The sequence below is a fragment of the Novosphingobium sp. NBM11 genome, from assembly GCF_015390225.1.
GTDB lineage: Bacteria > Pseudomonadota > Alphaproteobacteria > Sphingomonadales > Sphingomonadaceae > Novosphingobium.
This window is the reverse complement of the sequence record NZ_VUOG01000003.1, coordinates 1,035,245-1,049,578: the sequence shown is the minus strand read 5'-3', so window position 1 is coordinate 1,049,578 and position 14,334 is coordinate 1,035,245. Positions and strand designations below refer to the sequence as shown.

Sequence of the window (14,334 nt, the reverse complement as noted above, 5' to 3'; positions counted from 1 at the left end):
CGGCGCGGCCCAGCGCGGCGATCATCCGGTCGAACAGCATGGCGTTGAACGGGGTATAGGCCAGATAGACGCCGGCCCCGGTCACGATCATCCAGGCCAGCGGCCCGATCAGCCCCACCTGGAACGCCAGCGTGCCCAGCCCCAGCGCCGCCGCACCCAGCAGGATCAGGCCGTGCATGGCGATCAGCGCGCGCAGGTTGTCGCGCACCAGCATCAGCGCGCCCAGCCCGGCGAGCGCGATCACCGCCACCGGCATTTCGCTTTGCGAGAAGATCGCCGCCGATCCCGAATAGCCGAGCGCATTCCACAGTTCCGCGGCGAAATTGTCCCGGAAGTCACGGAACGCGGTAAGCAGGATATAGCCGCTGACCAGCAGCGCCATGGTCACGCCGTGATCGCGCATGAACGCCGCGCGGTCGGCCTTGCTCATCGGCACGCGGGCGGTGCGCTCGGCCTCGTCCTCGGGCGAAGGGGGCGGCAGCCGCTCCAGCATAAACAGCGCCACCAGCAGCACGGGCACGAACAGCACGCCCGTCGCCGCTGGCATCCAGCGTTCGGTCACGCCTTGCTGCATCAGCAGCGTCGCAACCGACTTGACCATGCCCGAGGACAGGATGAAGCTGGCGCAGAGCATCGCGCCCAGCAGTTCGGACACGCGGCGCCCTTCGACATAGCTGAACACCAGCCCCCAGATCATGCCCAGCGGCAACCCGTTGAGGAACAGGCAGGCAGGCCCCAGACCGGGGCAGCACCGCGAAGCCCACCAGCGCCAGCCACGACGCGCCGACCAGCGCGGCGATGGCGCGGGCGCGGCCGGTGCGGCCGAATTCGGCGATCACCTTGATACCGATCAGCTTGGACACGGCGTAACCCAGAACTTGCGCGATCAGCAGCGCCGACTTGTAGTCCAGCCCAGCGGATGCAGCCCGACATCGCCGAACGTCGCCGCCGCGATCGGCTTGCGGAAGGCGTACATTGCGAAATAGGCGCTGAACGCGGCCAGTCCGCCCAACAGCAGCATGGGCCAATCCGTGGAACCGTGGCCGGATGAACTCTGACCGGTCGTTTGATGGGAGGGGGATGGATTCGCGGGGATCATGCATCTGGTATGGACCAGATGTGAGGCAGTAAGGTGACACCTCGCCGTCAGCGATGGCCGTGCGGTTTCGTTCCGATGCTGGAGGTCCACGGGTGTCGGCGAGCGCTGGAAGTGGGTTTTTGATATGCATTAATGACAGGGGGGCGTCGCAAGGTTATGCGCGCCGGCGATGACCCTCGTGCGTTCCTTCCTGATGCGGCACCGCGCCTTCGCCATTGCGCTGGTCGCGGCAGCGCTGTGCCTGAAGGCACTGGTGCCGGCGGGGTACATGCTTGGGCAAAGCGCAACCGTGCTCACCATACTGGTGTGCGAAGACGGCACGGGCAGCCATGCCGCGAAGGACGTGGTCGTGCCGCTGAAGCGCGACGGGCCCGGTCCGTCCTCGCAGCAGCACAAGGGCGAATGCCCGTTTTCGTCGCTGTCCATGGCGTCGATGGCCGCGCCGGGGCCGGTGCTTCTGGCACTGGCGCTGGCCTTCATCCTGGCGCTGGGCTTCGCGCCGGTCCGACAGCCGGCACGCAGGCGCGCGGATCGCATTCGGCCACCCTTGCGCGGTCCGCCCGCGCGCGCCTGATTTCCTCCGCGTTCGTCTCATAGGCTGCCGGCGTCTGCCGCCGTCAGCGAAAATTTTGCGCGCCGCTCTTCGGAGCGTGTGACCGCGCGCTTTGCGGGATGCCGGCCGCAATCGGGCCGCCCCCTGAAAGGAATATCATGTCGTTTTGCGTTCGCCCGCTGCGGGCCTTTCTTGGCGCCACGTCGGCGCTCCTGCCCCTTGCCGTCCACGCGCAGGAGGCCAGCCAGCTTCCCCAGGTCGATGTCGAGGCGGGCACCCCGGCCGATGCCGTCGCCTCAGCACCAGTTACCGGCCGGACCTTGTCCGAGGCGGACATTCGCCGTCTCCAGCTTTCCACCAGCGACACGGCCGCGCTGCTACGCTGGATTCCCGGCGTCAGCGCCAACAGCGGTGGCGGCTTTTCGTCGATGCCGGTCATCCGCGGGCTGAACGAACAGCGCCTGCGGATCACGGTGGATGGCAGTCCGATCGATTTCGCCTGCCCCAACGACATGAATTCTCCGCTGTCCTACACCGATCCCAGTCGATCCACGCGATCAGGGTCGTGCCCGGCGTCGCGCCGGTCAGCATGGGTGGGGACAACATCGGCGGGATCATCGCCGTGGAAAGCGCCGCGCCGCGCTTCGCCACCGGCGGCGGAACGCTGCTGACCGGCACGATGTCGGCCTTTTATCGCTCGAACGGCGATGGCTTCGGCGGCGCGGCGCAACTGACCGTTGCGGGCGAGCGGCTGAGCGCCACCTACACCGGCTCCTACACCCAGTCGGACCGTTACAAGGGCGGGGGCGATCTGGGCCTTGTCCGCTCTACCGAATTCGCCAAGACGGATCAGGCGCTCGCGCTGGCCTATCGGAGCGACATCGGCCTGTTTCCGTCTCAAGGGCGGCTACCACTTCTCGCCTTACGAGGGCTTCGCCAACCAGGCGATGGACATGGTCTCCAACACGTCATGGTTCCTCAACTTCGGATACGAGGGCGAGTTCGACTGGGGCTCGGCGAAGTTCACCGCGGACTACCGGGATACCGACCACGAGATGAACTTCCTCAAGGACAAGATGCCGGCCAACATGCCGATGAACACCGAAGTGCACACCTTCAGCACCGCGCTGAGGCTGGAATTCCCCGTCTCCCGCCATGAAACGCTGCGCCTTGGCGGCGAGTATCATCACCAGTGGCTCAACGATTACTGGCCGCCGGTCGCCGGCAGCATGATGATGGGGCCGAACACCTATCTCAACGTCAATGCCGCGCATCGCAACCGGCTGGGGGCATTCGCCGAGTGGGAGCGGCACTGGAGCGATCGTCTTTCCAGCGTCGTGGGCGTTCGTCTCGATCACGTCACCATGAACACGGGCAATGTTCAGCCCTATTCCACCAGCATGATGAACATGGACGATGCGATGGCGGCCATGGCGTTCAATGCGGTGTCCCATGCGCGCAAGAACGACAACTGGAGCGCTTCCGCGCTGCTGAGCTACGCACCCGCCAGTGGTGTGCGATCGAACTGGGCTATGCCCACAAGGCGCGCTCGCCCAACATCTACGAGCGCTACACCTGGGGCCGGGGCGCGATGTCCAGCCGGATGATCGGCTGGTACGGCGACGGCAACGGTTATTTCGGCGATCTCGACCTCCGGCCGGAACGCGCGGACACGGTAAGCGCGGCGATCGAGTTCCAGGGAGCGGCGCAGGGCTGGTCGCTGCGGATTGCGCCGTACTACACCCACGTCGACGACTACATCGATGCGGTGTTCGTCAAAAAGCTGACGGGCAGCATGATGACGGCCTCCCCATGGGTGCAGTTGCAGTTCGCCAACCAGCGGGCGGAGTTCTTCGGCGTGGACGTGTCCGGCCATGCCACGCTGCGCAAGGGCGCGGACCGCGACGCCACCACGCTGACCGCCTCGCTGGCCTACGTGCATGGCCAGAATCTAAGCGATGGCGGGCCGCTCTACCACCAGATGCCGCTCGACATCAAAGTGGGGCTGGAACACCGGCAGGGCGCTTTGGAAGCCGGCGTCGATCTTGAATGGGTCGCCGCCAAGAACCGCGTCGATGCCACGCGCAACGAACCACGCACGGCCGCCTATGCGCTGGTCAACCTGCGCGTGGCCTACACGCTGGGATCGGTGCGGCTGAGCGTCGAGGGCGAGAACCTGTTCGACAAGGCTTACAGCCTGCCGCTGGCGGGGTTTCGCTGGGGGATTACAAGGCCACCGGTACGTTGCGCCCGGTTCCGGGGCGCGGGCGCTCGGTCAATGTCGGCGTTGGCGTAAGCTTCTGACCATGCGTGGCGGGGGAGACAGGCCTTGGCTGTTGTCACCGGTGGGCTTCGGCCCACTGGCCCCGCGCGTGGTGGCGCTGGTCGCCACCACGCTGCTTCACGCGCTGGTGGTGGCGGCGCTGGTGGTCGCGTACGGAGCCCGCGAAACAGGCAAGACGGCGCAACCCTTGCGGCTGACGCTGATGACGCTTTCCGCACCGCCGCCTCCCGCCCGGTGCGGCCGTTGCACAAGCCGGCAGACGCACCCCGACGGTCGCCGGAGCGGCAGATCGTTGCCATTCCTGGCGCACGCGCACCGGTCGTGCCGGTTTCCGCTCCGCCGGCGTCGCCCGAAGGCGGCGCCTTGGCGCCCTTGCCTGTGCCGCACGCCGTGAATGCGGTTGTGGCCCCGCCCGAACCGCCTCCGCCGCCCATCGCCGAGCCGATATGCTGGCCGCTTACCGCACTCTGCTATCGCTCCACATCCGGGCGGGCAGACCACGCGGTTCCGCGTTGCGGGGCACGGTCCTAATCGCCTTCCGGATCGATCGCGGCGGCACCCTGGTGGCGAGCGACATTGCCGGGTCCAGCGGCGATCCCAATCTCGACCGGATCGCCTTGCGGATGGTGCGGCAGGCGAGTCCGATGCCCGCACCGCCCGCCGGCCTGGCAGCGGCGCAATTGGCATTCGAGGTGCCTGTCGCGTTCCATTAGGCTGGTGCCGCGCGCGCCGCATAGCCTCGCCAGATGGCTGGCGTCGAAAATCACGATCTGCTCCGTCGATCTAATTGACTCGGATTAAATGAGCATTTAGGCGCTTGATTAAACAAGCATTTAAAATGCACCGAGGAGAGGCGCTCCATGGCCATCGATCCGCAAACCCCCATATTGGTCGGCGTCGGCCAGATCGTTCGCCATTGGGACGGTCAGGACATCGACGACGCGCCGAGTCCGCTGGGGCTTCAACTCGCCGCGGCCGAGCGCGCGCTTGCCGACAGCGGCGCGGGCGAAGCGCTGCGCCAGATGATCGATGGCGTGGTCGTGGTACGCGCCAATCATGACTCGATCGAGGGCGTGCGCCATCCGTTCGGCCGCTGCGCCAATCCGCCGGTCACGCTGGCGGCCGGACTCGGGATAGGTGGCGCGCGCTGCATCTATTCGGTCGTGGGCGGCGACCAGCCACAGGCGTTGGTGAACGAAGCGGCGGAAGCGATCTTCGCGGGCGATGCCAAAGCGATCCTGCTCCGCCGGGTCCGAGGCGATTGCGACGATGAAGCAGGCGCTGAAGGCGCGGCTGACGCTCGACTGGTCGTACAGCGTCGATGGTCCGTGGGAGGACCGTGGACTGGGACCGTCGCTCCTGACCGAACTACGAGCGCGTCAACGGGCTGGGCATGCCGACGCAGACCTATCCGGCGTTCGAGCAGGCGCTGCGCGCCCGGCTGGGATTGGATCGGCCCGGCTATGTCGCGCTCATGTCCGAGCTGTGGGAAGGCTTTTCGGACGTCGCGGCAATGAATCCCTATTCGCAATTCCCGCAGAGCCGTTCGCGCGATTTCCTCGCCAACGGCCGGGGGACGGCAATTATCCGATCGCCGAGCCTAATCTCAAATGGCACGTCGCGCAGGATGCGGTGAACCAGGGAGCTGCGGTTATTCTCACCTCGGTTGGCGCTGCGCAGGAGGCCGGAATCGATCCGGCCCAAATGGGTCTATCTGCATGGCTATGCCGCGGTGAAGGACCGGCCGGTCCTGGAGCGGCCCGATCTGTCGCGTTCGCGCGCCATCGAGGCGGCGCTGCGGGGCGCGCTCGCGATGGCGGCAAGACGGCGCGCGGCATCGAACAGCTCGATCTCTACAGCTGCTTCCCCTGCGCGGTGCTGCTCGCGGCGGAGGTGCTGGGGTGGATTGGCGGCACACCCCCTGCACCGTCACCGGCGGGCTGCCGTTCTTCGGCGGAGCGGGGAACAATTATTCGATGCACGCCATCGCGACGATGGCCGAGCAGCTGCGCGCGTCGCCCGGGCAATTCGGTCTGGTTCTCGCCAATGGCGGCTTCCTCTCGAAGGAAGCGGCCGGCGTCTATTCGACCGAGCCGGTCGAAGGCTGGCAACCGCGGCGCGACGATGGCGGGCAGCGCGCCATCGACAATGCGCCCGCGCCGACGTTGCTTGCCGAAACGACCGATGCGGTGATCGACAGCTATACGGTGACCTGGAAGAAGGGGCAGCCTTCGCGCGGCTATGTCATCGCCTCGAACGAAACGGGGCGGGTGCTGGCGCGGGTTCGCACGGGGCATCGCGCGACACTGGCGAGCCTTGCCGAACAGGATGCGATCGGCCGGTCCGTTCACATCGTGCATGAGAAGGGGGTGAACTTCGTCGAACCCGCAAGCAGGCTTGGTGAGCCCCCATCGGCATCGGGCCGGGCAGCGGGCCTGCCGGCACGGCGGTTCGCGCATGTGCTGGTCGAGCGCCGTGGGCATGTCCTGGAGGTCACGCTCAACCGGCCGGAGGCCATGAATGCGCTTTTCAGCGCGGCACATTTCGAGCTGCACGAAATCTGGGATGATTTCGAGCGCGATCCTGACCTGTGGGTGGCGATCGTCACGGGGGCGGGCGACCGGGCCTTTTGCAGCGGCAATGACTTGAAAGTCACGGCGAAGGGCGGGGACATGTCGATCCCGCCGTCGGGTTTCGCCGGACTCTGCTCGCGCTTCGACCGGACCAAGCCGGTGATCGCGGGCGGTCAATGGGGTGGCAATGGGCGGAGGGCTTGAGATCGTCCTCGCGTGCGACCTTTCGTTGCAACGGCAAGCGCGCGCTTCGCGCTGCCGGAAGTGAAGGTCGGCCTCTATGCGGCGGCGGGCGGCGTCCAGCGGCTGACGCGCCAGATCGGGCGCAAGGCAGCGATGGAACTCATTCTCACGGGGCGGCATTTCGGCGCTGCCGAGGCGCGGGAGCTTGGCGTCATCAACGATGCCGTCGAAGGCGATGCGACGGGACGCCGCGCGGGCGCTTGCCGAACGGCTGCTCGAAAATTCGCCTTCGGCAATCCGCGCCTCGAAGGAGGCGCTCAACGCACTCGAAAATCTGGAATCGCTCGAAGAGGCGCTGGCGGCCAACAACCGCATCTTCGGGCGCCTGATGCGCACGCGCGATTTCCGCGAGGGCGTCAGCGCCTTTGCCGCCAAGCGCAAGCCCGAATGGAGCGGATCGTGATGATGGCAATGGACGGCAAGCCCATGCTGGAAGGGATCAGGGTGGTCGATCTGACCAGCGTCGTCTTCGGCCCCTATTGCACGCATATCCTTGCCGAACTTGGCGCCGAGGTAATCAAGGTCGAGGCGCCGGGCGCGGGGGATGCATTCCGCTGGTCGGGGCAAGGCCGCGGCGACGCCGGGCATGAGCCCCGGCTTCATGGCCATCAACCGCGGCAAGCAGTCGGTTGCGCTCGATCTCAAGGCGCCCGACGATCTGGCCTGCATGAAGGCGCTGCTCGAAGAGGCCGACGTGTTCGTGCTCAACGTGCGCGGCAAGGCGGTCGAGCGGCTGGGGCTCGATTATGACGCGGTGCGGGGGATCAATCCCAACATCATCTATGCGCATTGCGTCGGGTTCGGACAGGACGGCCCCTATGCCGACCTGCAGGCCTATGACGACGTGATCCAGGCCGCGACCGGGACGGCAACCTTGCTGCCGCGCGTCGATGGCGATCCGCGGGCGCGCTATCTGCCGTCGCTGATTGCCGACAAGGTCGCGGCCTCCATGCCGCCTATGCGGTGCTCGCGGCTGTGGTCCACAAACTCCGGACGGGTGAGGGGCAGAAGGTGGAGATCGCGATGTTCGAAGCGTTCAGCCATTTCATGCTGCTCGAACATATGGCCGGGCTGACCTTCGATCCCCCGAACGCGCCCGTGGGCTATTTCCGCCAGATCGATCCCGACCGGCAACCCTTCCCGACGCGCGACGGCTTTGTCAGCATCGTGCCCTATACCGACGAAGCGTGGCCGCGCGTATTCGCGGTGCTCGGAAATTCCGAGTTTCTGAAGGACGAGCGGTTCGCGACCCGCAAGGCGCGGACGGTCAATCTGCCGCTGCTTTACCGCGAGATGGCCCGGTTGACCCCGGCTTTCTCCACGGCCGAGCTGGTCGCGAAATGCCATGCGGCGCAAATTCCGGCGCAGCCGGTGCGCGATATCGCCGATATCATGGACGATCCCCATCTGGCGGCGACAGGCTTTTTCTCGCGTCAGGAGCATCCGAGCGAAGGGGGCTATTTCGCGATGGAGCATCCCGTCCGCTTTGCAAAGCCGCTCGAATCGGCCAAGCGTCATGCCCCGCGGCTGGGTGAACAGTCCGACCGGATCCGCGCGGGGCTGAAGAAGGAATGACAGGGGCAGCATGGCCGAGGACGTGACCGACCAGCCGGCAACGGCGCAGCGTATCGTCGATGCGGCGCGCGGCCTGATGATCGAGCGCGGGCTGCTCGAAGTGTCGATCGCCGACATTTCGGAGCGCGCCGGCACCAACGTCGCGCTCGTCAGCTATTATTTCGGCAACCGCGAAGGGCTGATGATCGCGATCATCGAGGGCGATGCACGGCGCGCCTCGGCGCATCTCGAACGCCTGCTCGCCGCTGATATTTCCCCGGCGGCAAAGATGGAAATCCATATCAAGGGATTGATCGAGGCTTACTTCGAACGGCCTTATCTCAATCGCCTGCTCCAGAAACTGCTGCGCGAAGCATCGCCCGAGGCCTCGGCGAAAGTCGGCGCGACCTTTGTGCGGCCGGTGATCGAGGCACGGCGGGCGATCATCGCCGAAGGAATCGCGTGCGGCGCGTTTCGCGCGGTCGACGCCAACCTAGTGAGCTTCGCAATCGACGGCGCCTGCGCGCATCTCTTTTCGTCGGTGCAGTCGCGGCACACGATCCTGGGCGATGGTTCGCTCGATCATGACCTTGTCGCACGCTACGCTGCAACGGTAAGCGAACTGATCGTTGGCGGGCTGCTCGCGCGTTAACCGGTGAGCGCGGCCTGCGGGTTGAAGCCGAGCGTGGCCGAATAGCCGCCGTCCACCCCGATCGACTGGCCGCAGACGAAGGAAGAGGCGTCGGAGAGCAGCCAGACGATTGCCGCGGCGCTCTCTTCGGGCGTGCCGAACCGGCCGATCGGATGCATCCTTGCCGCGCCGCGCATCGCCTCAGTATTGCCCTGTAGCACGCGGTGAAGCATCGGGGTTTCGGTGCCAGCAGGGGCGATCATGTTGATGCGGATCCCGCGTCCGGCGTTTTCGACCGCCGCTGAACGGGTGAGCGCCCAGACGGCATGCTTGGATGCGGCATAGACCGACTGTCCGACGAGTCCGGTGAACGAGCCGACCGACCCGACATTCACGATCGCGCCGCCGGCCGTGCCCATGGCGGCGATCTCGGCGCGCATCGCGAAGAAGACGCCGCGCGCGTTGACGTCCATGATCTCGGCATAGTCGGCATCGGTGAGCTCATGCATCGGCGCCATGCGTCCTTCGGTGCCAGCGTTGTTCACCGCGCCGTCGATGCGGCCGAAGGTGTGAGTGGCCTTGGAAACGAAGGCATCGACTTCGTCGGAGCTGCGCACATCGACCGGCAGCGCCAGCGTCCGGGACGCCCCGGCGCGGGTCGCTTCGGCGGCAACTTCTTCCGCCTTTGCCTGGTCGCGGGCGCCGACGACGACGATCGCGCCGGCCTGCCCGCAGGCGATGGCGGTCGCGCGTCCGATGCCCGTCGATCCGCCGACGACGAGAATGACCCTGTCCCGCAGCATGCGATCAGGCGGCGCGGGCGATCTGCGGCCGAGCGGTGCCGTCGCCAAGATAGACGCCGGGGGTTGTACCGAGCAGTTGGTCGCGCTCGAACGTCTGCACGCCGTTCACGAAGATCTGGCGATACCCGCCGGCGCGCGCCTTGCGCCGCCAGTCGCCGCCGGGTTGGTCATGAACGACGTCGAACCGGTCCTGGTCGAAATAGAGCTCGGCAAGATCATAGACGAGAATGTCCGCGGCCATGCCTTCCAGCAGCGCGCCGCGATCCTTGATGCCCATCGCGCGTGCGGGCTGATAGGAAAGGCGGTAGTGCATGTCCTCGAGCGAGAGGAAATCATTGTCGCGCACGAGCCACAGGATCAGGTCGGTGGTCCACTGGCCTCCGCTGAAGTTCTTGGTATGCGCCCCGCCGTCCGACGCGCCAGCGAGAACGCGGCTGTTCGACAACAGATCGGCGACTTTCGCGGGGTCGATCGCGATGCCGGGCGTCTTGAGTTCTATCCGGAGATCGCTTTCCAGCGCGGTGTCGATAAAGGCATCGACTTCGGTCTTGCCTTCGGCGGCGGCTATCTCGCCCAATGTCTTGCCGAGATAGCCCTTCGCGTCGTTCGAGCCATCGCCCATTCCGATCACGGTATAGTCGGCCAGCCCGCCCGCGGTCGCCTCGAACATGACCGGGTCATAGCTTTCGTTGAAGCGGCGGCGGAATTCGGGATCGAGCAGTTTCGCGCGCTTATCGGCGGGATCCTTGCAGAAGGTCAGCTCGCGATAGACGTCGAGTGCGTCGAGCGAGCAGCCGGGTGAGTTGAAGAGTTCGGTCTCGTTCCAGGCGCGGCAGATGACGGTGGCGGCGTACATCTCGACGCCTTCCTCTTCGTTCATCGCGTCCAGCCACGCCATGCTCTGGCGGTGGAGGTCTGGAGTATATTCGCTGACCGAGAACACGTTGTGCAGGATCGGCCGGCCAGTCTCGCGCGCCAGCTTTTCGCTGATGCTTCGGTCGCCGACCGGGCCGATCTGCGCGATGAGCTGGATGATCCCTTCCTGCCGGTCCCGCAGCGCGCTCGCCATGGCGACGGCATCGTCCGGATGCATGATGTCGGTCGGCATCGCTGATCCGTCGATGTCGACATGGTTGTTCTCGTGCCCCATGAAGCTTAGCGACAGGCCGCACGCGCCGGCATCCATCGCCTCGTGAACCAGTTCCTTGATCGCTTCGATTTCGGGCGCGGTCGGGCGGCGGTGCTTCGCGTCCTCGCCCATCACATAGAACATCACCGCGTTGAGCGGCAGGAACATGGTGAGGTTCACCGCCTTGGGTGTCCGCCGCATCGCCTCGACGAGTTCCGGGAAGGTTTCCCATGACCAGGGGAGGGCGGTTTGCATCTGGATCGCGGGAACCTGCTCGGTGGTTTCCATCATGAGCATCGCGCGTTCGCGATCCTTCGTGTGGACGGGGGCGAAGCCGAAGCCGCAATTGCCGGTAACGACGGTGGTGATGCCGTTCTCCCCGGCGTTCGAGCAGGCCGGGTCCCAGAAGATCTGCGCGTCATAATGGGTGTGGGTGTCGATATGGCCGGGGGCGACGATCAGCCCGTTGGCGTCGACGACGCGCGCGCTGCCGGGATTCGCAATGTACCCGATCCGCGCGATTTTCCCGTCCTTGATTCCGATGTCGGACCTGAAGCGCGGAAAGCGCGTGCCGTCGATGATCGTCCCGTTCTTGATGACGAGGTCGAATCCGTACATGACAATTCTCCCGGTATGTCGTTATGCGGGATGAATGCGACAAAAAATAAATTTCGTCAAATTTTGAGAGTTTCTGCGGGTTGGATGATGGATACGGAACTTGAAACTGACGTCGCGCGCCGGACGCAGGCCCGCATATTGGACGCCGCGAATCAGGTGATCGCGAAGGTCGGGTACAAGCGGTTGCGGATGGAAGCCGTGGCCAAGGGTTCGGGGATCACGCGCCAGACGATCTACAATTACTTCCCGAACAAGCAGCAACTCGCGACGGCGGTGCTGCTGCGCGAAGGTGCGCTGGTGAACGAGCGCGCGAAGAACAACATTCCGGACGATCTGGAAGGGGAGGCGCTGCTGTCGGCTGCGGTGCTGGCGCTCGTCGATGCGGCACGCGCCATGCCGATCTTCGAAGGCCTCTTCGAGGAAGGCTCTATGGGCTATGTCAACGAGCTTGCCGAGCACTCGCAGGTCATCGAGCGGATGATGCACGACTATTGGGCGCCGGTGATCGAACGGATCGCGGCGACGGGACGGGGACGCACCGATATTTCGGTCCAGCGGATCGAATGGTGGCTGAGCTTCGTCTATCGCGCGCTGCTTCAGCGCCCCGCCGAGGATCTCGACGATCGCGCCAGCATGGACGCGCTGGTCCGCGACTTTCTGGCGCCGGCGGTGATGGCGCGCTGATCAGGCCGCGATCGGCGTGACCGTCACCGGAATGCCGTCGATAAACGTCGTTCCCGAAACGCGCTCGACCGCCTCCGGCCCGAGCCCGAGCAACAGGCTGATGTTCGCGCCGGGCAGGGTGTTGGCATGGCGCCAGCCGCCATTGTGCCCCATCCATGCGGATAGCAGACCGCGCCCTCGATCACGTCTTCGGTCACTTCAACCGCGACTTCGACGGCGCCATGTGCGTTCGCCACACTGGCTCGGCCACCATCGCTGAGGCCGTATCGGGCGGCGTCGGCAGGGTGGACGAGCAGCGCCGGCCCCTGCGAACGCGCCAGCTTTTCGGGATTGTGCATCCAGCTGTTCATCGACTTGAGCTTGCGCTGGCTGAAAAGCTTCAGCTCTCCGCCGTCGGTTGTCGCGGCCTGCTGAGCGGCGAAGCGCGCGAATTCGTCGGCGACGATCGGATGCCAGAGACGGATCTTGCGATCGTCGGTAGCGACATGGTCGGCCCAGCCGCCATAGGTGAGGGGCAGGTCGAGCATCGTTCCGTGCGGCATATCCGCAAGCTTTGCGAAACCGAGCGCTTCGTTCCCGCGCCGTTTGCCGAGTGGGCCATGCCGGAGCGCAAGCTCAACCAGCGTCAGCGGGGTGATCGCCATGCCCTGCCGCTCCAGCCAGCGCAGGCCCGGGGTCGGCGCGATCGAACCGAGCCCCATGCGCGCGGCGAGATCGCTGAAAATCGCCAGTTCCTCGCGCGCCTCGCCCATCGGCGGCACGGCCGCGCGGGCGTACTGGAGATAGGGCCGCACCATGTGCGACAGCCCGATCAGCGGGATGTCGTCCTTTTCGAGGAAGGTGGCCGCGGGCAGGATATAGTGCGCGAAACGGTTCGTCTCGGTCACATAGAGATCGACCGAGAACAGGAGATCGAGCGATTCGAGTGCCCGTTCGAGCCGTTCGCCCCCCGGCGCGGACAGCACCGGGTTGCCGGCGATGACCATCATGGCGCGAACCTGGCCCTCGCCCGGTTGCAATATGTCGTCGGGCAGCGCGGCGGCGGGCATCAGCCCCGCAACGACCGGCAGGTTGCCGATCCGCGTGCGGTGCTCGCCATAGCCCGAAAGCGGTTCGGCGCCCTCGGCAAGCGGAAAGGCGCCGAAGGTTGACCCGCCCGGCTTGCCGAACTTGCCGCCCGCGATGTTGATCGCATCGAGCAGCAGGTTGGCGATCGTCGAGAAACGGCCGCGGCACAGGCCGACCCGGCCGTACATCGCGGCGCGCGGCGCGGCTGCAAAATCGAGCGCAAGGCGTTCGATGGTGTCGCGCCGGATGCCGGTGGCGGTCGCGGCCTCGTCGAGATCGACCTGGGTGACGGCCGTGCGCAGATCGTCCCAGCCGGTGCAACGCGCGGCAAGGAAGGCGTCGTCGACCGCGCCTGCGCCGATCATGACCTTGAGCATCGCTGCGTGAAGCCATGCGTCGGCATCGGGCTGGATCGCGATATGCTCGTACCGCTTCGCGGTTTCGGTCCGGCGCGGATCGATCACGATCACCCGGCCGCGCTCGGCAATGGCGTCCAGATCGTGGCGCATCCGCGGCGCGGTGAGCAGGCCGCCGTGCGATACCAGCGGGTTGGCGCCCGTTATGATCAGGAAATCGCAATTCGGCAGGTCCGGGATCGCGTTGCGAAAGGCGACGCCATAGAGAATCCAGCTCGCGAGGTGGCGCGAAGTGCTGTCCTGTGACCCTGCCGCGTAGAACTTGCTGCTGCCGATCCTTGCAAGGAACCATTGGCTCGACATGAACGTGTCGGTCGAAAAGGCGCCGGGATTGCCGAAATAGGTCGCGACCGCCTGAGGCCCGTGCGTGGCGATGATCGCCTTCAGCCGCGTCGCAATATCGTCGAGCGCCTGATCCCACGAAATCTCGGCAAATTCGCCGGGGCCGCCGACACGTTTCAGCGGCCGCAGCACGCGGTCGGGATCGTTGGCTATGTCGATGATCGCTGCGCCTTTTACGCAGATATGCCCCTGCGTGTGCGGATTGTCGCGATCGGGTGTCAGCTTGACCGGGCGGCCGTCCTCGACCGTCACCACCGTCCCGCAGAAGGCCTCGCAGAGCCGGCAGAAGCTTGTCGTCTGGGTCCGAATCGGGGCGTTGCTTGCCAATTCCCTCTCC

At 65.9% G+C, this 14,334-nt stretch carries 16 protein-coding genes and 3 pseudogenes; 13 read left to right on the top strand and 6 right to left on the bottom strand.

Annotated elements, in window-relative coordinates; all coding sequences use genetic code 11:
* The 3 genes and pseudogenes from F1640_RS24790 to F1640_RS25685 form a co-directional block, all read right to left on the bottom strand.
* The coding region (locus tag F1640_RS24790) for a DUF5690 family protein (RefSeq protein WP_255530723.1) at positions 1-697 on the bottom strand (697 nt) is incomplete at its 3' end.
* A gap of 100 nt (positions 698-797) precedes the next feature.
* A pseudogene (locus F1640_RS25690) lies at positions 798-863 on the bottom strand (hypothetical protein); the annotation flags it as partial.
* Positions 864-886: 23 nt separating this feature from the next.
* Positions 887-1,021 carry a hypothetical protein gene (locus tag F1640_RS25685; RefSeq protein ID WP_255530722.1) on the bottom strand — a complete coding sequence of 45 codons (135 nt, stop codon included), beginning with the start codon at positions 1,019-1,021 and terminating at the stop codon, positions 887-889.
* Between the two features lie 247 nt (positions 1,022-1,268).
* Here F1640_RS25685 and F1640_RS24785 point away from each other — a divergent pair, with 247 nt between their 5' ends.
* The 12 genes and pseudogenes from F1640_RS24785 (at position 1,269) to F1640_RS24745 (ending at position 8,958) form a co-directional block, all read left to right on the top strand.
* Positions 1,269-1,673, top strand: coding sequence for a hypothetical protein (locus tag F1640_RS24785; RefSeq protein ID WP_124808922.1), 405 nt, complete (start codon positions 1,269-1,271; stop codon positions 1,671-1,673).
* Between the two features lie 137 nt (positions 1,674-1,810).
* Entirely contained in the window at positions 1,811-2,323 is a 513-nt protein-coding gene (locus F1640_RS25680; RefSeq protein WP_255530721.1) for a TonB-dependent receptor plug domain-containing protein, read from the top strand.
* Positions 2,324-2,470: 147 nt separating this feature from the next.
* A complete protein-coding gene (locus tag F1640_RS25675) occupies positions 2,471-3,259 on the top strand; it encodes a TonB-dependent receptor domain-containing protein (protein ID WP_255530720.1) in 789 nt (262 codons plus the stop codon).
* Positions 3,172-3,948: a TonB-dependent receptor domain-containing protein gene (locus tag F1640_RS25670; protein ID WP_309229366.1), complete on the top strand. Its 777-nt coding sequence runs from the start codon at positions 3,172-3,174 to the stop codon at positions 3,946-3,948. Before F1640_RS25675 ends, F1640_RS25670 begins: the two co-directional genes overlap by 88 nt.
* A 40-nt stretch (positions 3,949-3,988) precedes the next feature.
* Complete coding sequence (locus F1640_RS24775; RefSeq protein ID WP_206694955.1) at positions 3,989-4,330, top strand: hypothetical protein; 342 nt, start codon at positions 3,989-3,991, stop codon at positions 4,328-4,330.
* Positions 4,331-4,382: 52 nt separating this feature from the next.
* The gene (locus F1640_RS24770; protein ID WP_194922082.1) at positions 4,383-4,649 is read left to right on the top strand and encodes an energy transducer TonB; all 267 of its coding nucleotides are present in this window, start codon (positions 4,383-4,385) and stop codon (positions 4,647-4,649) included.
* A 147-nt stretch (positions 4,650-4,796) separates the two neighbouring features.
* Complete coding sequence (locus tag F1640_RS24765) at positions 4,797-5,453, top strand: hypothetical protein (RefSeq protein WP_194922079.1); 657 nt, start codon at positions 4,797-4,799, stop codon at positions 5,451-5,453.
* Positions 5,454-5,912: 459 nt separating this feature from the next.
* Positions 5,913-6,869 (top strand): annotated as a pseudogene (locus tag F1640_RS24940) (enoyl-CoA hydratase-related protein); the annotation flags it as partial.
* A 28-nt stretch (positions 6,870-6,897) separates the two neighbouring features.
* Positions 6,898-7,155, top strand: coding sequence for an enoyl-CoA hydratase/isomerase family protein (locus tag F1640_RS24930; protein ID WP_255530719.1), 258 nt, complete (start codon positions 6,898-6,900; stop codon positions 7,153-7,155).
* Positions 7,140-7,502 carry a CoA transferase gene (locus F1640_RS26125; RefSeq protein ID WP_375336215.1) on the top strand — a complete coding sequence of 121 codons (363 nt, stop codon included), beginning with the start codon at positions 7,140-7,142 and terminating at the stop codon, positions 7,500-7,502. Before F1640_RS24930 ends, F1640_RS26125 begins: the two co-directional genes overlap by 16 nt.
* A pseudogene (locus tag F1640_RS25655) lies at positions 7,393-8,327 on the top strand (CaiB/BaiF CoA transferase family protein); the annotation flags it as partial. The gene F1640_RS26125 and the pseudogene F1640_RS25655, both read left to right, overlap by 110 nt.
* A gap of 10 nt (positions 8,328-8,337) precedes the next feature.
* Positions 8,338-8,958, top strand: coding sequence for a TetR family transcriptional regulator (locus F1640_RS24745; RefSeq protein ID WP_124808926.1), 621 nt, complete (start codon positions 8,338-8,340; stop codon positions 8,956-8,958).
* On the opposite strand, the gene F1640_RS24740 is transcribed toward F1640_RS24745, so the two are convergent.
* Both F1640_RS24740 and F1640_RS24735 read right to left on the bottom strand, forming a co-directional pair.
* Positions 8,955-9,740, bottom strand: a complete 786-nt coding sequence (locus F1640_RS24740; protein ID WP_124808927.1) for an SDR family NAD(P)-dependent oxidoreductase — start codon at positions 9,738-9,740, stop codon at positions 8,955-8,957. The genes F1640_RS24745 and F1640_RS24740 overlap by 4 nt on opposite strands.
* Positions 9,741-9,744: 4 nt before the next feature.
* Positions 9,745-11,487, bottom strand: coding sequence for an amidohydrolase family protein (locus tag F1640_RS24735; protein WP_194922077.1), 1,743 nt, complete (start codon positions 11,485-11,487; stop codon positions 9,745-9,747).
* Positions 11,488-11,625: 138 nt separating this feature from the next.
* Between F1640_RS24735 and F1640_RS24730 the strand changes: the two genes are divergently transcribed.
* A complete protein-coding gene (locus F1640_RS24730) occupies positions 11,626-12,171 on the top strand; it encodes a TetR/AcrR family transcriptional regulator (protein ID WP_190287194.1) in 546 nt (181 codons plus the stop codon).
* 23 nt (positions 12,172-12,194) lie between these two features.
* Here the strand turns inward: F1640_RS24730 and F1640_RS24725 are convergent, their stop codons facing one another.
* The gene (locus F1640_RS24725) at positions 12,195-14,324 is read right to left on the bottom strand and encodes a molybdopterin-dependent oxidoreductase (protein ID WP_194922075.1); all 2,130 of its coding nucleotides are present in this window, start codon (positions 14,322-14,324) and stop codon (positions 12,195-12,197) included.
* Between the last annotated feature and the right edge of the window lie 10 nt (positions 14,325-14,334).